This window comes from Sphingopyxis sp. (genome assembly GCF_035250425.1).
Lineage (GTDB): Bacteria > Pseudomonadota > Alphaproteobacteria > Sphingomonadales > Sphingomonadaceae > Sphingopyxis.
Genome location: NZ_DATFFD010000097.1, coordinates 1 through 19,571 on the forward strand (window position 1 = coordinate 1; position 19,571 = coordinate 19,571).

The 19,571-nt window shown below is 65.6% G+C and carries 20 protein-coding genes, 1 tRNA gene and 1 riboswitch; of the genes, 13 read left to right on the forward strand and 8 right to left on the reverse strand.

Features of this window, described 5'->3' with window-relative positions:
* From VJ811_RS05810 to VJ811_RS05825, 4 genes are all read left to right on the forward strand, one after another.
* A partial coding sequence (locus VJ811_RS05810) for a BamA/TamA family outer membrane protein (protein ID WP_324071342.1) occupies positions 1-131 on the forward strand: 131 nt, incomplete at its 5' end.
* Positions 131-4,366: a translocation/assembly module TamB domain-containing protein gene (locus VJ811_RS05815; protein WP_324071324.1), complete on the forward strand. Its 4,236-nt coding sequence runs from the start codon at positions 131-133 to the stop codon at positions 4,364-4,366. The genes VJ811_RS05810 and VJ811_RS05815, both read left to right, overlap by 1 nt.
* Positions 4,366-4,581, forward strand: coding sequence for a hypothetical protein (locus VJ811_RS05820; protein WP_324071325.1), 216 nt, complete (start codon positions 4,366-4,368; stop codon positions 4,579-4,581). Before VJ811_RS05815 ends, VJ811_RS05820 begins: the two co-directional genes overlap by 1 nt.
* A riboswitch (yybP-ykoY riboswitch) is annotated at positions 4,560-4,737 on the forward strand. It overlaps the preceding gene by 22 nt.
* 16 nt (positions 4,738-4,753) lie before the next feature.
* Positions 4,754-5,326 carry a TMEM165/GDT1 family protein gene (locus VJ811_RS05825; protein WP_324071326.1) on the forward strand — a complete coding sequence of 191 codons (573 nt, stop codon included), beginning with the start codon at positions 4,754-4,756 and terminating at the stop codon, positions 5,324-5,326.
* Here VJ811_RS05825 and galE read toward each other — a convergent pair.
* Positions 5,323-6,339, reverse strand: a complete 1,017-nt coding sequence (gene galE / locus VJ811_RS05830) for a UDP-glucose 4-epimerase GalE (RefSeq protein WP_324071327.1) — start codon at positions 6,337-6,339, stop codon at positions 5,323-5,325. The two genes, VJ811_RS05825 and galE, sit on opposite strands and share 4 nt — an antisense overlap.
* A gap of 166 nt (positions 6,340-6,505) precedes the next feature.
* Here galE and VJ811_RS05835 point away from each other — a divergent pair, with 166 nt between their 5' ends.
* Genes VJ811_RS05835 through VJ811_RS05860 form a run of 6 tightly spaced genes read left to right on the forward strand, consistent with a single transcriptional unit; the run spans position 6,506 to position 9,986 of the window.
* Positions 6,506-6,802, forward strand: coding sequence for a DUF2282 domain-containing protein (locus VJ811_RS05835; RefSeq protein ID WP_324071328.1), 297 nt, complete (start codon positions 6,506-6,508; stop codon positions 6,800-6,802).
* Between the two features lie 6 nt (positions 6,803-6,808).
* Positions 6,809-7,672: a DUF692 domain-containing protein gene (locus VJ811_RS05840; RefSeq protein ID WP_324071329.1), complete on the forward strand. Its 864-nt coding sequence runs from the start codon at positions 6,809-6,811 to the stop codon at positions 7,670-7,672.
* Positions 7,665-8,357 carry a DNA-binding domain-containing protein gene (locus VJ811_RS05845; RefSeq protein WP_324071330.1) on the forward strand — a complete coding sequence of 231 codons (693 nt, stop codon included), beginning with the start codon at positions 7,665-7,667 and terminating at the stop codon, positions 8,355-8,357. Before VJ811_RS05840 ends, VJ811_RS05845 begins: the two co-directional genes overlap by 8 nt.
* A 3-nt stretch (positions 8,358-8,360) precedes the next feature.
* A complete protein-coding gene (locus tag VJ811_RS05850) occupies positions 8,361-8,819 on the forward strand; it encodes a DoxX family protein (RefSeq protein WP_324071331.1) in 459 nt (152 codons plus the stop codon).
* Entirely contained in the window at positions 8,816-9,337 is a 522-nt protein-coding gene (locus VJ811_RS05855; protein WP_324071332.1) for a sigma-70 family RNA polymerase sigma factor, read from the forward strand. The genes VJ811_RS05850 and VJ811_RS05855 overlap by 4 nt, the downstream gene beginning before the upstream one ends.
* A 1-nt stretch (position 9,338) precedes the next feature.
* On the forward strand, positions 9,339-9,986 hold the full coding sequence (locus VJ811_RS05860; protein WP_324071343.1) for a DUF1109 domain-containing protein: 648 nt from the start codon (positions 9,339-9,341) through the stop codon (positions 9,984-9,986).
* A gap of 14 nt (positions 9,987-10,000) precedes the next feature.
* Here the strand turns inward: VJ811_RS05860 and VJ811_RS05865 are convergent, their stop codons facing one another.
* From VJ811_RS05865 to VJ811_RS05875, 3 genes are read right to left on the reverse strand one after another with little or no spacing between them, the layout of a single operon-like run.
* Positions 10,001-10,330, reverse strand: coding sequence for a DUF3325 family protein (locus tag VJ811_RS05865; RefSeq protein WP_324071333.1), 330 nt, complete (start codon positions 10,328-10,330; stop codon positions 10,001-10,003).
* Entirely contained in the window at positions 10,320-11,927 is a 1,608-nt protein-coding gene (locus tag VJ811_RS05870; protein ID WP_324071334.1) for a PepSY-associated TM helix domain-containing protein, read from the reverse strand. The genes VJ811_RS05865 and VJ811_RS05870 overlap by 11 nt, the downstream gene beginning before the upstream one ends.
* A complete protein-coding gene (locus VJ811_RS05875) occupies positions 11,924-12,178 on the reverse strand; it encodes a hypothetical protein (protein ID WP_324071335.1) in 255 nt (84 codons plus the stop codon). Before VJ811_RS05875 ends, VJ811_RS05870 begins: the two co-directional genes overlap by 4 nt.
* A gap of 130 nt (positions 12,179-12,308) precedes the next feature.
* On the opposite strand from VJ811_RS05875, the gene VJ811_RS05880 reads away from it, so the two are divergent.
* Positions 12,309-14,630: a TonB-dependent siderophore receptor gene (locus VJ811_RS05880; RefSeq protein ID WP_324071336.1), complete on the forward strand. Its 2,322-nt coding sequence runs from the start codon at positions 12,309-12,311 to the stop codon at positions 14,628-14,630.
* A 119-nt stretch (positions 14,631-14,749) separates the two neighbouring features.
* Here VJ811_RS05880 and VJ811_RS05885 read toward each other — a convergent pair.
* A tRNA-Lys gene (locus tag VJ811_RS05885) sits at positions 14,750-14,825 on the reverse strand.
* Between the two features lie 43 nt (positions 14,826-14,868).
* Positions 14,869-15,390, reverse strand: a complete 522-nt coding sequence (gene folK, locus VJ811_RS05890; RefSeq protein WP_324071337.1) for a 2-amino-4-hydroxy-6-hydroxymethyldihydropteridine diphosphokinase — start codon at positions 15,388-15,390, stop codon at positions 14,869-14,871.
* A 23-nt stretch (positions 15,391-15,413) separates the two neighbouring features.
* Between folK and VJ811_RS05895 the strand changes: the two genes are divergently transcribed.
* Positions 15,414-16,103 (forward strand): uracil-DNA glycosylase, encoded by a 690-nt coding sequence (locus VJ811_RS05895; RefSeq protein WP_324071338.1) that lies wholly within the window; start codon positions 15,414-15,416, stop codon positions 16,101-16,103.
* Here the strand turns inward: VJ811_RS05895 and VJ811_RS05900 are convergent.
* The gene (locus VJ811_RS05900) at positions 16,064-16,540 is read right to left on the reverse strand and encodes an RNA pyrophosphohydrolase (RefSeq protein ID WP_324071339.1); all 477 of its coding nucleotides are present in this window, start codon (positions 16,538-16,540) and stop codon (positions 16,064-16,066) included. The two genes, VJ811_RS05895 and VJ811_RS05900, sit on opposite strands and share 40 nt — an antisense overlap.
* On the reverse strand, positions 16,537-17,484 hold the full coding sequence (locus VJ811_RS05905; protein WP_324071340.1) for an alpha/beta hydrolase: 948 nt from the start codon (positions 17,482-17,484) through the stop codon (positions 16,537-16,539). Before VJ811_RS05905 ends, VJ811_RS05900 begins: the two co-directional genes overlap by 4 nt.
* 184 nt (positions 17,485-17,668) lie before the next feature.
* On the opposite strand from VJ811_RS05905, the gene VJ811_RS05910 reads away from it, so the two are divergent.
* Entirely contained in the window at positions 17,669-19,531 is a 1,863-nt protein-coding gene (locus VJ811_RS05910; protein WP_324071341.1) for a 2-oxoacid:acceptor oxidoreductase subunit alpha, read from the forward strand.
* The last annotated feature ends 40 nt before the right edge of the window (positions 19,532-19,571 follow it).

Sequence of the window (19,571 nt, forward strand, 5' to 3'; positions counted from 1 at the left end):
TCGGCGCGGGCATCGGCGCGCGCTATTATACCAACTTCGGTCCGATGCGTTTCGACATCGCGACCCCGATCGGGCGCAAGCCGGGTGAGGCGCGCGTCAGCGTCTATGTCTCGATCGGGCAGGCCTTCTGATGGCCGACGACACACCCTTCGCCGACGAAGGAACTGCGCCGGCGAAAGCCTCGCGCTCGTGGCCGCTTACGATATTGCGTTGGGTCGGGCTGACTCTGCTCGGGCTTGTGCTGCTGTTTGCGCTGTTCCTTGTCGGGCTCAACAGCGACGCCGGACGGCGCTTCGTCGTCACCCAGATCGAGAAATATGAATTCGAAAACGGGATGAAAATCGGCATCGGCCGGCTCGACGGCTCGCTCTATGGCCGGATGATTATCCGCGACTTTACCTTGTCCGACCCGAAGGGCGTGTTCCTCGCGTCGCCCGAGGTCCGGGTCGACTGGCGGCCGATTCGCTATCTCGCAAACCACGTCGATGTCCGTTCGGCGACCGCCTCGACGATGACGATGCGCAAGCTGCCCGAATTCAAGCCGGTTCCCGACACCGGCGAGCCGCTGCTCCCCGATCTCGACATTGACGTCGGGCTGGTGCGCGTCGATCGTTTCGTCTTCGAACCATCGGTGGCGGGCGAGCGCCAGGTCGCGAAGCTCAATGGTAAGATCGCCATCGCCGATCGCCGCGCACAGGTCACCGCGGATGCCGAAACGATCGCGGGCGGCCGGGGGCAGGGCGATGCGCTGAAACTGATTCTTGACGCGGTGCCAGAGCAAAACCGACTCGCGGTCAAGCTGGACCTCACCGCGCCGCAGGGCGGCGTGCTCGCGGCAATGGGCGGCTTCAAGGAAACGCTGACCGCCAAGCTCGACGGGCGCGGCGACTGGAAGGCCTGGAACGGCAATCTGACAGCAAACCTCGGCGCGGCGCCGCTCGCGCGCGTCGCGTTGACCGGGCGCGATGGCACTTTCTCGGCAAAGGGGACGGCACAGGCTTCACGATTGCTGACCGGGCCGATGGCGGAGATATTGGGCACCGAAACCGCGATCGACCTGACAGCACGGCTTCAGGAGCGCAAGGCCGCGATCGACGGGCGGCTGTCTTCCGATGCCGCCCGGCTCGGGATCAGCGGCGGCATCGACCTTGGCACCAATCGCTACGAGGGGCTGCAACTCGCGGCCAATATCCTCCGCCCGAGCGCGATCGCGCCTGCTGTCCGCGCCAACGGGCTGCGCGCCACCGCAACGCTCGACGGCGCCTTCGCGCTGCCGACCGTCGATTATCGCGCCGATGCCAACAGCCTCGCGTTCAACGACATCATCGTCGAGAGGATCAGCCTCGCGGGCAAGGCGCGCGTCGACGCCGACCAGATCGTTATCCCGGTTGCGGGCCGCGCCGCGCGCATTCGCGGGCTCGATACCGTCGCGGGCGGAACGCTGGTACAGGTGCGGCTCGACGGCGATCTCGCTTACAGCAATGGCCGCATCCTCAGCGACAATCTGCGCCTGCGCTCGCCGCGTATCGATGCGAAGGCGATCATCATCGCCGATCTGAACAAGGGCTTTTACACCGGCGCGATCGACGGGCGGATCAACGATTACCGCATCGAGAGCGTCGGCATCTTCGACATCGACACCGACGCCGACCTGAAGACCGCGCCGCGCGGCGGGTTCGAGATCGTCGGCCGCGTCCGCGCGCGCTCGACCAAGCTGTTCAATTCGGGCGTACGCGATTTTCTTGGCGGCAACGCGACGGCGTCGAGCGATGTTCGCTATGGCACCGACGGCATGATCCGCTTCGCCAACCTCAGAATGTCGGCGCCGCGGCTGCGGATCACGGAGGGGCAGGGGAGCTATGCGCCCAACGGCCAGATCCGGCTGACGGCGCGGGCGAACTCGACCGACTATGGTCCCGTCGGGGTTCAGCTTGCGGGGACGATCAGCGACCCGCGCGCCGTCGTAACCGCCGCGCGGCCGGGACTCGGCATCGGGCTCGCCAATCTGGTGGCAAAGATCAACGGCGCGAAAAACGGCTATCGCCTCGCGGCGACCGGCGACACCGATTACGGCCCGCTATCGGCCGACGTCGTGCTGCTGACCGCGTCGGGACCGCTCACGATCGATGTCGAGCGCGGCGACCTGTCGGGGATCGGCTTCAACGGACGGCTCGTGAAGAGCGACGCGGGACCCTTTGTCGGCCAGCTCAACGCGTCGGGACAAGGGCTTGGCGGCCTCGTCCGCCTGACCGCTGCCGGGCAATATCAGGCGGCGGCGATCAACGTCCGCGCCAATGATGTCGTGCTCCCCGGCGCAGCGAAACTCGCGGTCGGCTCGGCAATCGTCGATGCCGATGTGACGCTCTACGACACGCCGCATATCGTCGCCGACATCCAGATCGCCGACACGCAGATTCGCGACTATGACATCGCGGTCGGGCGCGTGAAGATCGACTATCGCGACGGCAGCGGCAAGGCGCAGGCGCTCGTCGAGGGCACCAGCGGCGTGCCGTTTCGCATCGCCGCCAACGCCGATCTCCAGCCCAAACTCTGGCGCGCGGCGGTGCAGGGGCGCGCGACCGGGATCAACTTCCGCACGACGACGCCCGCGCGCATCATCCCCGGCGCCGACGGTTATGAATTGTTGCCGACGAATATCACACTCGGCCGCGGCAGCCGCGCGCGGATCGCGGGCCGCTTCGGCGACGGGATCATGATCCAGAGCCGGCTCGAACGCGTCAACATGGCGATCCTCAACGCCGTCTATCCCGACATGGGGCTTGGCGGCCGCGCGACGGGCAGCCTCGATTTCGAGCAGGCGAATTCGGACAGCTTCCCGCGCGCCGACGCGCGGCTAACGATCACCGACTTCACCCGCACCACCGCGGCTTCGGTCAGCCAGCCGGTCGACGTCAATTTCGCCGGCAAGCTGCTCGCCGATGGCGGCGAGGCGCGCGCGGTGATGCGCAAGCGCGGCAGCGTCATCGGGCGCCTGCAGGCGTCGCTCCGCCCGCTCGGCCCCGGCGTGGGCGGCTGGACCGAGCGACTGATGGCGGCGCCGCTCGGTGGCGGCATCCGCTACAATGGTCCCGCCGACACGCTCTATTCCTTCTTCGGCCCTGCGACGCAGCATGTGTCGGGTCCGATTGCGGTCGCCGCCGATTTCAGCTGCAGCGTGTCCGATCCGTGCTTGCAGGGCGTCGTTCGCGGCAAGGACATGGTCTATGAAAACCAGACCTATGGCACGCGGTTGACCAATATGGTCGTGAACGGCCGCTTCACCGGCAACCGGCTGGAAATCGAGCAACTCACCGCTACTGCCGGCGAGGGCACCGTCCAGGCGAAGGGCTTTATCAGCCTCGCTTCGGCCGACGGCTATCCGATGAACATCTCGGCGACGCTCGACAATGCACGCCTCGCCCGAAGCGAGAATATCGCCGCGCGCGCGACAGGCAATCTGACGCTCGAAAAGGTCGCGGGGCAAACCGCGCTCTTATCGGGCAGCCTGCGCCTTCCCGAAACGCGCTATCGCATTGTGCGCGAAGGCGCGGCGCAGGTGCCCGTGCTGACGGGCGTGCGCCGCAAACCTCCAGCAGGGCGTCGGCGGATTAGCGGCGATGGGCTCGCGGCGGTTGGCGGCAGCCTGTTCGACCTCATTCGCCTCGACATCGCGCTGAAGGCACCCGACGAAATCTATGTCAGCGGCATGGGGCTTGAATCCGAATGGAGCGCCGACATTGTGCTGCGCGGAACCACGGAGGCGCCGCAGGTGACCGGTGAGATCGAGCTGGTGCGCGGGACGCTCGGCTTCGCCGGCCGCTCCTTCGAGCTTCAGGAAGGCAGGGTGACCTTCCCGACCGGCGATGCGTTCGATCCCGCGATTCGCCTGATCGCCGACGACACGATCGAAACGGTGACGGTGACTGTCAGCGTGACCGGGCGCGCAAGCAACCCGCAGGTCGCCTTCTCGAGCGTTCCCGGCCTGCCGCAGGACGAGATCGTCTCGCGCATCCTGTTCGGCGATTCGATCACGACGCTGTCGCCGCTGCAGGCGGTTCAACTCGCTTCCTCGCTCAACACGCTGAGCAGCGGGGGCGGGGGGCTGAGCCCGCTTGGCGCGCTCCAGTCGGCGACGGGCATCGACCGGCTGCGCGTGCTCGGACCCGACGACACGGTCGGGCGCGGCGCGGCGCTCGCCGCCGGGCAATATATCACCAAGGATATCTATCTGGAGGTGATCACCGACGCGCGCGGCTATACCGCGACCCAGCTCGAAATCAGCCTGACACGGGCGCTGTCGCTGCTCAGCCAGGCGGGCGGATCGGGCGGATCGAACCTCAGTATCCGTTATCGCAAGGATTATTGATGCGCGCCGCCGTCCTGCTCTTCCCGTTGCTGTTGCTCGCGGCGTGCAAGGACGAGCCGCGTTTCGAGGAACGCTACGACAAGGCCGCGAAGGAGATCGAGGCGCGCGCGAAGGCGATGGACGCCGACATCGCCAAGTCGGACGCCGCCGCCGCTTCGGAAGGCTTGCAACCCGCAGCCAAGCCGTCTAACGCGCCTCCGTCATCTGGGGAGTAGCCAGCCGTCCTTTGGGGCGGGCCACCGTGTCAACATACTCGGCCGAGAGGTCGTGGTGCGATGGAAGCGGGAGACCGCTTGGGCGAGACCAATGGCATCGACCTTCGTCCGGGCCGGGCGGCGGGTTTGATGTCACTTGGAATCGCGAAGCCGCTCGGCCCCGGAGTACCCCATGGAAGCCCTGTTCACCTCGACCGCCGTCGTCGCGCTCGCCGAAATCGGCGACAAGACGCAGCTACTCGCGATCCTGCTCGCGACGCGGTTCAACCGCCCGGTGCCGATCATCCTTGGCATTTTGTTCGCGACACTCGCGAACCATGCGCTGGCGGCGCTGCTTGGCGCGTCGGCGGCCGCGTTCCTCGACAGCCCGGTCTTCCGTTATGCAATCGGGCTTTCGTTTATCGCGATGGCGGCGTGGACGCTGATCCCCGACAAGTTCGACGACGATGACGCGCCGAAGTCGCGGTTCGGGGCGTTACTGACGACGCTCGTCGCCTTCTTCCTTGTCGAAATGGGCGACAAGACGCAGGTCGCGACGATCGCGCTCGGCGCGCAATATCACAACGTGCTTCTGGTTACCGCGGGCACCACGCTCGGCATGATGATCGCGAACGTGCCAGCGATCTTCCTCGGCCATGAACTGCTCAAGCGCGTCGATCTCGCGAAGGTTCGTATGGTCGCTGCGGGCCTGTTCCTCGTGATCGGCCTGTGGGTGCTGGTGCAGACCGCGGGCTGGCTCGGCTAGTCGGCGTTGCGCCCGGCGAGGGTGCGTTCGAAATTCCAGCTCGACGAACACATCGCGTCGAGGTCGCGGTTCGCCGTCCAGCCGAGTTCGCGCGCGGCGCGTTCGGGGCTGGCAAAACAGCTCGCGACATCGCCGTCGCGGCGCGGCGCGATCCGGTAAGGGATGCGTACCCCGTTCACGCGCTCGAACGCCTCGACCATGTCGAGCACCGAATAGCCTTGGCCGGTGCCGAGGTTCCAAATCGACAGCGGCTGGTCGGTCTGGGCGATTGCGCCAAGCGCGGCGACATGGCCGTCGGCGAGATCGACGACATGGATATAGTCGCGCACCCCGGTGCCGTCGGGCGTGTCATAATCATTGCCGAATACAGACAGCTCGTTCAGCCGCCCGGCGGCGACGCGGCTGACGAAGGGCATCAGATTATTGGGAATGCCGTTCGGATTCTCGCCGATCAGCCCGCTGTCGTGCGCGCCGACCGGGTTGAAGTAACGCAGGATCGCAATGCGCCATTCGGGATCGGCGGCGGCGACGTCGGCGAGCATCTCCTCGATCATCAGCTTGGTGCGGCCATAAGGATTGGTCGCCGAGGTCGGGTGATTCTCATCGAGCGGCAGATATTGCGGCTGGCCGTACACGGTGGCGCTCGATGAGAAGACGAGCGTCTTGGCGCCGCAATCGGCCATCGCCTCGAGCAGCGACAGCGTTCCGCGGACGTTGTTGTCGTAATATTTCATCGGCTCGGCGACCGATTCCCCAACGGCCTTGAGTCCGGCGAAATGGATCACCGCCTCGATAGCATGGTCGGTCATGACCCGTCGCAGCGCGTCGCCGTCGCGGATGTCGCCGGTGACGAGCGGAACCGCGTGGCCCGTGATCGCTTCAAGCCGTTCCATGACCGATGGGTCGCTGTTCGACAGATTGTCGAAGCACACCACATGATGGCCCGCTGCTACGAGCGGTGCTGCGACGTGGCTGCCGATATAACCCGCACCGCCCGTCAGTAGAATATTCATGCCTTGCCAGTCTCCAGTCGTGCGGTGCTTCTCATTGGCGGCCCTATTCTATCCGGCCGATCCTGCCAAATCCTTGTCTTCCGTCTCGGCGTAACTTTCGCACCGCCCCCCGCGAACTCGTGATGATGCCATCCTCCGCATCATCCATTTCAAGGGAGATAAACTCATGACAAATGCACTGAAACTGTCGCTCGCCGCTTCGGCTGTCCTCGCCATGGCCGCGGGCACCGCGATAAGCGGCGCTGCCGTGGCCGCCGAAGGCGCAAAAGAAAAATGCTATGGCGTCTCGCTGAAGGGCAAGAATGATTGCGCCGCGGGTCCGGGCACCAGCTGTGCCGGCACCTCGACTGTCGATTATCAGGGTAACGCCTGGAAGCATGTCCCCGCCGGCAGCTGCGCGAAAATGGGCGGCACGCTCACCGCGCACAAGGGCAATGCGAAGCCGGTCGCCAAGAAGGGCTGACCGATCATGGCCATTCCCCTGTTTTCGTCGCTGCCGGCGCACGCCGGCATCGGGCTCAAGCCCCAGCACTATGCCGATGCGCTGGCGGCGGCGGAGCAGGGGACGGCGCCCGCCTGGGCCGAAGTCCACCCCCAGAATTACTTCGGCGCGGGCGGGCCGCCGCATCGCTGGTTGACCGCGATTGCGGAACATCTGCCGCTGAGCTTTCATTCGGTCGGGCTGTCGATGGGATCGGCGGCGGGCGCCGACCGCGACGAACTCGAGGCGCTGGCGGCGCTGTGCGACCGTTATATGCCTGCGATGGTTTCGGACCATCTGAGCTGGAGCAATGGGCCCGACGACAAATTCCCCGACCTCTTGCCGATTCCTTACAGCCACGCCGCGCTCGACCATTTCGTGGCCGAGGTCGGGCGCGTGCAGGATCGGCTGCGCCGCACGATGTTGATCGAGAACCCATCGCGCTATCTCGCCTATGCCGGCGACCACTGGGGCGAGGTCGATTTCCTCCACGAACTCTGCCGCCGCAGCGGGTGCGGCCTGCTGCTCGACATCAACAATGTCGAGGTTTCGGCGTTCAACCTCGGGCAAGACGCGGCGCCATGGCTCGCCGCCTTCGATTCGCGCCTTGTCGGCGAAGTGCATGTCGCAGGACATGCGGTGAAAGACGACGACATGGGCGGCCGAATCGCGATCGACGATCATGGATCGCCGGTGCGGGCGAGCTGCTGGGACTTGCTGGCGTCCTTCCTCGATCGCGCGGGGCCAAAGCCGGTACTGGTCGAATGGGACACCGATGTCCCCGATTATGCGATGTTGATGGCGGAAGCCGCCAAGGCGGATGTCCTGCTGCGGGAGCCTGTCGGTGCTTGAGCAGGCGGCGATCGCCGCGACCTTGTTGCATGGCCCCGGCCATTTGCCCGCAGGCCTGTTCGACGGGACCGATGCCACGGTGCTGCGCGGGCTGCGGGTTCATGCCAACACCATCTCGCACGCGCGATTGGTGGCGCTGGAGGACAGTTTTCCGCGTACCCGCGCCTTTCTGGGTGAGGGTGAATTCAACCGTCTGTCGCACGCGTTTGTCGAGGCAGGCGGTGTGCAGGGGCGCTCGCTGGCCGACATTGGTGCCGACTTTCCCGCATGGCTCGTCGATCCGCTCGCCGCCGATCTGGCGCGCGTCGAATGCGCGTGGGTCGAAAGCTATCATGCCGCCGAAGCGCCCGCGCTGGTGCTCGCCGATCTGGCTGGGCTGGGCGAGGCCGACCTGCTCGGCTTTGCGGTCCGCTGCCATCCGGCGGCGCGCATCGTGATGCTGACGAGCGATGCTGCGCCGCTCGTCGATCCGGCCTTGGCGCCGGGCGCTTCGGCGCTGCTCATAGCGCGCCCCGATGCCGAGGTTCGGTTGTTCGCGGTCGAGGCCGCCGACGCCACCGCGATCGCCATCGCTCATGAAATTTGCCCGCTAGGTAACCTCATCGCGCATCTGGCCGAAAAGCATCCTGACGGCGGTGCCGCGATTGCAGGGCTGATCGGTGCAGGGGCTTTTGAAAAGGTTTGAGAGATGAACCGGATTGTCGGATTTTACGATCGCGGCGTCGCGATCGCCGGATCGCGCCTCGTCGAAGGCGTCGCCCTGTTCCTGCTGCGTCTCGCGCTCGCGGGCGTGTTCTGGCGTTCGGGGCAGACAAAGGTGGTCGAGGGCAGTTTCCTGCAGATCGACCCCTCGCAATATGACCTGTTCCGCAGCGAATTTTCGGGCCTGCCGCTCGACCCCGCCCATGCGGTGCCGCTGACCACCTTCGCCGAACATTTCTTTCCCGTGCTGCTCCTTTTTGGCATCGCAACGCGCTTCTCGGCGGGCGCGCTGCTCGTGATGACGCTCGTCATCCAGATCTTCGTCTTTCCCGACGCCTGGTGGCCGGTGCATTCATTGTGGGCGGCGATGGCGGCGATCCTGATCGTGCGCGGTGGCGGGCTGTTCTCGATCGATGCGCTTGTTGCTAGAGTGCGCGCGAGATGAGCATCGACGAACCTTCGCTGGCGCGCCTGATGGCGGCATCGCAGCGGGGGGACCGCGGCGCTTATCGCGTGTTGCTCGGCGATTGCCGCAAATGGCTCACGCGCTATTTCGCGCGGCGGATCGCGCCGCACCATATCGATGACCTGGTGCAGGAGACGCTGGTGTCGATGCACCGCAAGCTTGCGACATGGGACAGCGGGCGCGCGTTCCTGCCATGGCTTGCGGCGATCGCGCGCTATCGCTGGATCGACATGCTGCGCCGCCAGCGCGACGAGGCCGAACTGGGCGACAATGATGCCGCGATCGGCGCCGAGGACGAGGCGGTACACGCAAAGCTCAGCATCGATCATCTGCTGACGTTGCTCCCGCCGGGGCAGGCGCAGGCAATTACATTGGTCAAGATCGAAGGCGCATCGATCGCCGAGGCGTCGCAAGTCAGCGGCCAGAGCGAATCGCTCGTCAAAGTGAATATCCATCGCGGGCTCAAGAAGCTCGCCGAACTGATTGAGAGTGAGTGAGATGACGGACGTATCGATCGACGATCTGATCGACGGCTTGGCAAGCGACCTGAAACCCGTGCGGCCACGGCGCGTCGTGCGCGGGTCGCTGTGGGCTGTGGCCGGATGGCTCGGTGTCGGCGCTGTGCTGATCGCGCTGTTCGGCGCGCGGAACGATCTTGCCGCCGGCGCGATGCCGCCGCTTTCGATGCTCGCCTTCTGGCTGCTCGCCGCTGCGGGTGTCGCCGCGGCGTGGAGCGCGCTACGCATGGGGCTGCCGGGCGTCGGGCGCGACTATGGCGGCTGGCGTTGGGCGGTCGGGGCGTTGCTGGCGCTGCCGCTCGCGGCGCTGTTCGTGTTTTTCGGCGATGTGCATGAGCCCGCCGAAGCCGCGCGGCGTGGTTTCGACGTCCACTGTCTGCTTCAGGGCGTGGTTTCGGGACTGGGCGTCGGGACAGCGCTGTTCCTTTGGCTCAGGGCGGGCGCGCCAACCTCGCCGACGCGCGCGGGCTGGGTGATCGGGGTAGCGGCGGGCGCGGCGGGGGCGACGATCGTCGCGATGCTGTGCTCGAGCGACGACCTTGTCCACATCACGCTCTGGCATGCGTCGGCGGTGCCGCTCTCGGCGATCGCGGGGCGGCTGATCCTGCCGCGCTTCCTGCGCTGGTAAGCGTCAGCCGACCCCTATTTCACCAATGCGGGTATCAACGTACCAAATGCGACCGCGGAGGCGCCGAGCCCCGTGACCAATGCGCCTCTCGGCCAGCGTGAAAGCAGCAGCACGAGGGGCAGTCCGGCGATCGAGACCATGCCGATGAAGGCGACGGGCCCCTGATAGGGACCGAAGTCATGGACCGCGCGCCACGCGGCGAGAATGAGCAGCACCGCGGCGAAGGCGCGTAAGGTGGCGACCGTCGGCAGACGCTCGAACGCGGCGTCGCGGCGCAACCGATGGGTGCAGAGCGCAAGGCACGCCAGAGACGCGTAAGAGAGAAGGGCCGGCTCAATGTGCATCGATGGCCTCGCGCAAGGCACTGGTGGGGCGCGGCGCCGCGCGGGATTTCCGTGCCGGGCGCGACGATTCTTGCGTTGTCAGCCAGGCGGCAAAGCCGAGCAATGCGCCCGTTGCAAGCATGGCGAGATCGAACGCGACGAACGGCCAGTCGCCGTTCGCGAAAGACCGGACAAACCCCCGATCGGTCGTGAGCGTGTTGACCAGTGGCAGCGCAAGGAATGCGACTGCCGCAATCGCAAGCGTTTCGGTCCAGGCGCGGCGGATCGGCCGTACACAGGCGAGCGCCGCGAGCCCGAACCAGACCCAGAACATGATGCTCACCTCGATGTCCCCGCGCGCCGGCAGCGTCGTCGGCAGCAGGCGGTTGGCGAGGAGGAATGCCGCCATGCCCGCGGGAAGACAGGCAATGGCGCCGACGTTCAGCCGTTCGGCCAACCTTATTCCGAAGAAGGGCGCGGCGCCCGGACGCTTGCGCTTCACCGTCCACAGCATGAGCCCCGTGCCGACCATCGCCGTACCCGCGAGGCCGAGCAGGAAATAGGTCCAGCGCAGCACCGGACCGGCAAAACTGCCCATGTGCAGGCCGAGCATGACCCCGCTCGTCTCGGCAGCCGGGCCGGGAGGGGGGGATGCCGATAGCCGCCGCCCGTCGACGCCGGAGAAGACGATCGATCCGGCGCGCGCATTGAGCCGATCCTTCGCGCTCTGGAACAGGGCGATGGTAGCCGCCTCGTCATTCGGATTGCGGACAACCATCGTCGCGGGCCGGCCGCCGCCCCATTCTTCGGATGCCTTGGCGATAAGCGGCGCGACGGGCGTCAGTGCGGCAGGGCGACCCGATGCCTCGGCGTCGGGCTCGGCGCCGAAGACGACGGTCTCGAAGGTCGCCGGATCTTTGTAATTGGCTTGAATCGGCCACGGCATATACATCGCGACCAGCGTGATGAGCCCGGTGTAGGTGATCATCGCGTGGAAGGGCAGGGCGATCACCGCCGATACATTATGCGCATCGAGCCAGCTGCGTTGCCCCTTGCTCCACCGCAACGTGAAGAAATCGACGAAGATGCGCTTGTGGGTAATGACGCCCGAGATGATCGCCGTCAGCATCGCCATCGCGCAGAGCCCGGCGAGCCAGCGCCCCCACGGATGCGGAATCTGGAGCTGGAAGTGAAAGCGATAGAAATGCTCGCCGCCGCGCGTGTCGCGCGCCGTCACCTCTTCGCCCGTCGCCGGGTCGAGCCGCAGTTCGTCGCGGCGCGGCGCCGGCTTCGCATTCGGATCGGGGTTAGGACGCTCGCGAATGAAGATGCGTGTCGCGGTCGTGCGCGCGTCGGGCAGGGTGATGAACCATTGCTCGGCGGTCGGCGCGACCTTCTGCAGATGCGCGACCGCGGTGTCTGCGGCGGTCGCGGCCGTGACCGGGCGCAGGTCGATTTCGGGCTGCATCCAGCGCGTGATTTCGGGCCGAAAATAGCTCGCGGTGCCGGTGAGGAACATGGCGAACAGGATCCACCCCGCGAGCAGCCCGAGCCAGCCGTGGATCCATGCCATCGACTGGCGAACGCCCGTCGCCGCGTTCGATGCCGCTTTGCTCATAGCGCCGGTCCCAGCAGCCACAAGCATCCCGCCGACCCGAACGCGAGACCCCAAATAACCCCCGTGACGCGGGCAAGCCTGGTTTCATGAAAAGCCCATAGGATCAGGCAGGCATAGACGAGGAACGACAGCGTCATCGCCCATATCGTCGCCTCGGCGCGGTCGACCGGTGCGATCCGCGCGAGGAACGAGACGAAGCCCGCCGCGGCGGCATAGCCGCCGACGATCGCGGTGAATGCCCGCGCAGCCATTCGGCCGTTCGCGATAGATGAGCCCGCCATTTTCCCCTTCATCGTCAATCGTCCGACTTCGGCTTGCCCTAAACAGATTATGCGACTAGCTGCAACTGCGAATCTGTAGCAATAGCAATAAGGGGTTGTCATGAAGCCGAATTCGCGCGCCGTAATGCGGTCGAATCTGTCGCGTACCGTACTCGCCGCGGCGATGCTTGTGGGCGCGCAGCCCGCTTTGGCCGTCGAAGACGCGGCCGAGAGCGGCGGGGCGGGTGAGACGATCGTCGTAACCGGCCTCCGCGAAGCCAGCGTCTCGTCGGCGACCAAGACGGGAACCCCGCTGATCGAAACGGCGCAGACGATCACGGTCATCGATAGCGAAGAGCTCGAGCGCCGCAATGCGATCTCGCTCAATCAGGCGGTCGGCTATGTCGCCGGCGTCGCGGCAAACCAGCGCGGCGGCACGGTATCGCGTTACGACCAGATGTATCTGCGCGGCTTTTCGCCCGGCTTCTTCCTCGACGGCATGCGGCTTATCGCAGGCCCCTATTCGACCCCGCAGACCGATTTCAACCGCATCGAGCAGATCGACATCATGAAGGGGCCGGCCTCGGTCCTCTATGGCAATGGCACCCCGGGCGGCCTCATCAACCTGTCGAGCAAGAAGCCCGAAGCCGAAGCGTTCGGTCGTTTCGAGGCGCAGGTCGGCAATTACGACAGTCTGCGCTTCGTCGGCGACATCAACCAGCCGCTCGACGCCGAGGGCAAGTGGCGCGTGCGTCTTGTCGGCGGGTGGCAGAAGGCCGATGGCTTCACCAAGCGCACGACAAGCGAGCGCTATCACATCAGCCCTATGATCGCCTTCGCGCCCGACGACCAGACCAATATCACGCTGATCGCATCCTATCAGCATGCGCCGTCGGGCGGCGGCTATTCGGGGGTGCCGGCTTATGGCAGCGTGCTGCCCAACCCCAACGGCCCGATCGAATATCATCTCAACACCGGCGATCCGGCCTATGAGGTCTATGACCACAAGCAGAAGTCGGTCGCGCTCTTGTTCCGGCGCGAGTTCAATGAACATCTGGCGTTCCGGTCGAACGTCCGGTTCCAGAACAACAAGCTGAGCTACCGCCAGCTTTATGTCGGCGGCTTTGCGACGACCGGCACCGGGCTCAATATCAACACCGATTACAGCACGATCATCCGCGGCGGCGGCGGTGCCGACGAGGATTTCGACACGCTGACGATGGACAGCAGCTTCAACGCGAAGTTCGAAACCGCGGGGATCGAGCACGACATATTGGTCGGCCTCGATTATCTGCGGATCACGGGTGAGAATTTCCAGCAATTCAACACCGGGCAGACCGCCAACCCGTTGACGAGCATCCCGAACCTCAACCTCTACGCGCCCGTGTATGGCGTCGGCATTCCCAGCCTCGACCTGAAGCTGCTCTCGCCCGCCTACACCAACAGCTATACCACCCGTGACCAGACGGGCCTCTATATCCAGGACCAGGTGAAAATCGGCGGGCTCCATTTGATCGCGAGCGGCCGGTGGGACTCGTACGACCAGCGCACGCTCAACAAGAAGAACCGCGTGCTGACGCCGCTCTCGCAAAGCGCCTTCACGATGCGTTTCGGCGCGCTCTACGAGTTCGCGTTCGGCCTCTCGCCCTATGTGAGCTACACCGAATCCTTCGAGCCGCAGGCGGGCGCCGACTATCTCGGCAACCCCTTTTCGCCGACCACCGGCAATATGTATGAAGCGGGGCTCAAATATCAGCCGCGCGGCCTGAATGCGCTCATCACCTTATCGGCCTATGAGCTGAAGCGGCAGAATGTCCCCGTCGGCGATCCGCTGGCGGGCACCGGCGATCGTCCGACAAACTCGCAGATCCAGATCGGCGAAACGCGCGTCCGCGGCGTTGAACTCGAAGCGCGCGGCGAACTCCGCCCTGGGCTCGATATCATCTTTGCCGGCACCTACACCGATGCGTTGATCACGCAGGGGGCGCCCGCCGTTCCCGCGTCGGCGCCGACGCTCACCCGGCTGGGCAGCACCGGCACGCCTTCGACCACGGGAACCGTCCCGCTCGGCGTGCCGGAGTGGCAGGCGTCGGGGTTCCTCTCGTACGATTTCGGCCGCGGCGGGGCGGGTGAGGGTCCGCTTGGCGGCCTGAGCTTCGGTGCGGGCTTCCGCTATGTCGACGGATCGCTCGGCTCGACGAGCTACAAGATCGTGAACAGCGTGACGACCTTCGAACTGTTCAAGACGAAGAGCTTCACCCTGTTCGACGCGATGCTCGCATACGACCTTGGCCATGCCAGCCCGGCGCTGGACGGCCTCAGCGTCGCGGTGAACGCACAGAATCTGTTCGACAAGCAGCATGTCTCGTCCTGCTTCTTCTCGAACAGCTGCTATTTCGGCGCCTCGCGGACAGTCGTGGGGTCGCTGCGTTATAAATGGTGAGCGTTCGCCCGGCTTGGCCGGGCGGATAGTCGAAAGGCCGGCGTTCGGGCAAAGCAACCCGAAGGCCGGCCTTTTGCGTGCCACGTCGGCAACGGACTGCCACTATATCGATGGAATGATGGTGAGCCCTGCTGGGTTCGAACCAGCGACCTACTGATTAAAAGTCAGTTGCTCTACCGACTGAGCTAAGGGCCCATCGCGGCGCCGGCAAAGGCCGTGCGCGAAGTGAGCCGTCGCCCTAGTGCGCCGATGCGCCCCGGTCAACCGGCTTCGGACGCGCAAGTCGCGCGGCGAGTTGGCGGATGCTGCGACCGTGCAAGGGATGCTGCCATTCGGGGACAATCGCACGCAGCGGGCCGAGCACGAACGCACGCTGTTCGATCGCCGGGTGCGGGATCGTCAGCGCAGCGTCGGACCACGCGCCGCCCGACCAGAGCAGGATATCGAGGTCGAGCGTTCGCGCGCTCCAGCGCTGGCCGGTGCGGCGGCCGAAGCTCGCCTCGATCGCTTGCAGCCGTGCGAGCATTTCGGGCGGGCTGAGCGGCGAGGCGACGAGCGCGACGGCGTTGGCGTAGCGGCGGCGCGACGGACCGAGGGGATCGCTCGCGATGATCGGGCTGGCGTCGACCGCCTCGACATCGGCGCTCTCCAGCGCCGCCAGCGCGGCGAGCAGCACCGCGCGCGGGTCGCCGAACCGCGCATGGCGCCTATTCGATCCGAGCCCGATGGCATAGAGGGGGAGCGGCATTGCATTGCTCATGACCCCGCGCCTATCGCAGATGCGTGGAAATTGACAGCCCATTGCCCGGAACCGAGCCGCCGCGTGATTGCCCGCGCTGCCCGCGGCTCGTCGCGTTTCGTCGCGAATGCCAGGCCGAGCACCCCGACTGGTGGAATGCGCCGGTCCATGCGTTCGGCGATCCCGATGCGTGGCTGGCCTTTGCCGGGCTGGCGCCGGGCAAACATGGCGCGAACAGGACGGGGCGGCCTTTCACGGGCGACTATGCTGGCGACTTGCTGTTTGCGACGCTCGCCGAATTCGGTCTCAGCAAGGGCCGCTATGATGCACGGATCGACGATGGGCTGACGCTCGACGGCGCGATTATCGTCAACAGCGTCAAATGCCTGCCGCCCCAGAATAAGCCCACGCCCGCCGAAATCGCGAACTGTCGCCCGTTTTTCGAAACGCAGCTGGCAGCGTTACCGAAAGTCCGCGTGATCATCGTGCTCGGGCGGATCGCCCATGACGCCACGCTAAGGGCGGCGGCTGTGCGCCTCGCTGCCTATCCCTTCGCGCATGGCGCAGTACACGCGCTGCCCGGCGGGCTGCATCTCGTCGATAGCTACCACTGCTCGCGCTATAACACGAACACCGGGCGGCTGACGGCGGAGATGTTCGCCGATGTCTTCCGGACCGCGCTGGCGCTCCGCGATCAGACGAGCGGACCGAATTCCTCGACCAGCCCGCGGTAAAGGACGCGCTTGAACGGCACGATCAATTTCTCGATCTCGGCCAGCTCGGCCCATTTCCACGCGCGAAATTCCTGATGCTTGGTATGGATGTTGACGTCGCTGTCCTCACCCATGAAGCGCATCAGGAACCAATGCTGGCGCTGGCCGCGATATTTGCCGCCCCACATCTTGCCGATCAGATGGTCGGGTAGGTCATAGAAATATTCCTCGCGGCTGCGCGCGATAATCTCGACCAGCCCGCCATGGATGCCGGTTTCCTCACCGAGTTCGCGGATCGCCGCTTCCTCGGCATCCTCGCCGTCGTCGATTCCGCCCTGCGGCATCTGCCACGCCTCGCTCGACGTATCGAGCCGCTGGCCGACGAAGATACGGCCGTCGCGGTTGGCGAGCATCACGCCCGCGCAAGGGCGATAGGGGAGGGTGCTGTGATCGATCATGCCGCCCCGGTAGCTTCGGCGACGATCGCTTTCAATACGGTCAATGCCCCGCGGATATCTTCCTTGGCGCTCGGAATGCCCTGCGCCAGGTTGATATAGCCGTGAATCGTGCCCGCCGCCTCGCGGTATGTGGTCGGCACCCCGGCCTCGATCAGCTTGGCCGCATAGGCGCGGCCCTGGTCGCGCAGCGGGTCGAGCCCGGCAGTGATGAGCAGCGTCGGCGGCAGGCCCGCGGCCGGAAAATCGAGCGGCGAGGCGCGATAGTCGGCGGGGTCGGCGGCGTAGTGATTGCCGAACCATGTCATGCTGCCCTGCGTCAGCAAATGGCCTTCGCCGAAATCGCGATAGCTCTGCCAATCGTCGTGCGTTGTCACGGCGGGATAGATGGGGTGGATCGCGATCACCGGTTTCGACGCCGGCTTGTCGCGCAAGCTGAGCGCGGTGGCGATCGTCAAATTGCCCCCGGCGCTTTCGCCCGACAGGACAAGCCCGGTGCAGGGGATATTGTCGGCGACCCAGCGCGTCGCGGCCTCACAATCGATCGGTGCGGCGGGGAAGGGGTGTTCGGGCGCGAGGCGATAATCAACCGCGATCACGGGCATGTCGAGCAGCCGTGCCGCCTCGGCGCAATAGGCGTCATGCGTGTCGAGATCGCCAATCACCCAGCCCCCGCCGTGATAAAAGACCAGCACCGGCCCGGTTTCGCGGTCGGGGCGGTTGTCGTAGATGCGGATGGCGATCTCGCCCGCGGGACCCGGGATGGTGCGATCCTCGACCTTGGCGATCTCGCCGCGCGGCACATCGGCAAGCTGTCCCATCACGCGGAACATCGCGCGCGCGCCTTCGGGCGGCATCTCTTCCATCTTCGGGCCTTCCTGTGCGTTCAGGAAGGCGAGGAAAGCCGCCACATCGGGGCGTGTGTAGGGGGTGGTGCCGTCGGTCATCTGCGTCTCTCCCTGATCGCTGTTTTCACCACGCTATTCGGTATCGGCGGGGCAAATTCAATCCCGAAATGAAACTCACCTGTGCTTCACGCTTTGCGGTGTACAATTTTTTCTCAATTGCGGCTTGGCGCACACGGGCCTAGGCCGATGTCACAGGTTCGCAAGATTTGAGGCAGAAGAGAAAATGGCGACAGCGGTAGTGGACCAGGCCGACAAACGGCAGTCCCCCCTTTCGGATGCGGTAGTGGTACGATTCGCCGGGGACAGCGGCGACGGGATGCAATTGACCGGCGGTCAGTTCACCTTGTCCTCCGCGCTCGCGGGCAACGATTTCGCGACCTTTCCCGATTTCCCCGCTGAAATCCGCGCGCCGCAGGGCACATTGTTCGGTGTCTCGGCCTTCCAGATCAATTTCGGATCGTCGGCGATCGACACCGCGGGCGACGCGCCCGACGTGCTCGTCGCGATGAACCCCGCGGCGCTCAAGACCAATGTGCCCGCGCTCAAGCAGGGCGGGCTGATCATCGCCGACGAAGGCGAGTTCAACGACCGCAACCTCGCCAAGGCGAAATATGACGCGAACCCGCTCGAGGACGGCAGCCTCGCCAAGTGGCAGCTGCTCAAACTCAATATCAGCCAGCTGACCATGGACGCCGTGAAGCCCTTCGGCCTCGGCAACAAGGAAGCACTCCGCTGCAAGAATATGTGGACGCTGGGGCTCGCGCTCTGGATGTTCGACCGCGACCGCCAGCCGCTGATCGACTGGCTCAACGCGAAATTCGCGAAGGCGCCCGATCTTGCCGCCGCCAACGTCGCGGCGCTCAATGCGGGCCACGCCTATGGCGAGACCGCCGAGCTCGCGGGTCCGCTCAAGCAGCATCATGTCGATCCTGCGCCGGTCGCGCCTGGTCTCTACCGCACGCTGACCGGAGCAGAGGGCATTGCGCTCGGCCTTGTGGCGGGGGCGCAGCTCGCGAAGCTGCCGATGTTCTTCGGCGGCTATCCGATCACGCCCGCATCGGCGATCCTGCACCATCTGTCGCGGCTCAAGGAATATGACGTCACGACCTTCCAGGCCGAGGACGAAATCGCCGCCATCTGCTCGGCGATCGGCGCAAGCTACGGCGGTTCGCTCGGCGTCACTAGTTCGTCGGGACCGGGTATCGCGCTGAAGGGCGAGGCGATGGGGCTTGCGATCATGACCGAGCTGCCGCTCGTCATCGTCAATTCGCAGCGCGGCGGCCCCTCGACGGGCCTGCCGACAAAGACTGAGCAGTCGGATCTGTATCAGGCGGTTTACGGCCGCAACGGGGACGCGCCGATGCCTGTCGTCGCCGCGCGCTCGCCCGGCGACGCGTTCGAATGCGCGATCGAGGCGGTGCGGATCGCGGTGCAATATATGACCCCGGTGATGCTGCTGACCGATGGCTATATCGCGAACGCCGCCGAGCCGTGGGCGGTCCCCGACCTCACGACCTATGAAGCGTTCCCGGTCGAATTCCTCACCGAGGTGCCCGAAGGCGGGTTCAAGCCCTATGGCCGCGACGAAAAGCTCAAGCGTCCGTGGGTGAAGCCGGGCACGCCGGGCCTACTCCACCGGATCGGCGGGATCGAGAAGGAACTCGACACCGGGCACATCAACTATGCCCCCGAAAACCATCAGGCGATGACCGACATCCGCAAGGACAAGATCGACGGCATCAAGGTTCCCGACCAGGTCGTCGAACTCGGCGCCGAGGGCGGCAAGCTCGCGGTCGTCGGTTGGGGCTCGACCTTCGGGCCGATCCATCAGGCGGTGCGCCGCAAGCGCGCCGAGGGTCTCGACGTCAGTCACGTCCATATCCGCCACATCTGGCCGCTGCCCGCCAATCTCGGCGAGCTGCTGAAAAGCTATGACCGCGTGATTGTGCCCGAGATGAACACCGGCCAGCTCAAGACGGTGCTGCGCGACCAGTATCTGGTCGACGCCAAGCCCGTGAACAAGGTGTCGGGCCAGCCCTTCACCATCGCCGAAATCGAAGCCGCCATCGAGGAGGCGCTCAAGTGAACGAGATGACGACCATCGCGCGGACGACGACGCTCAAGGA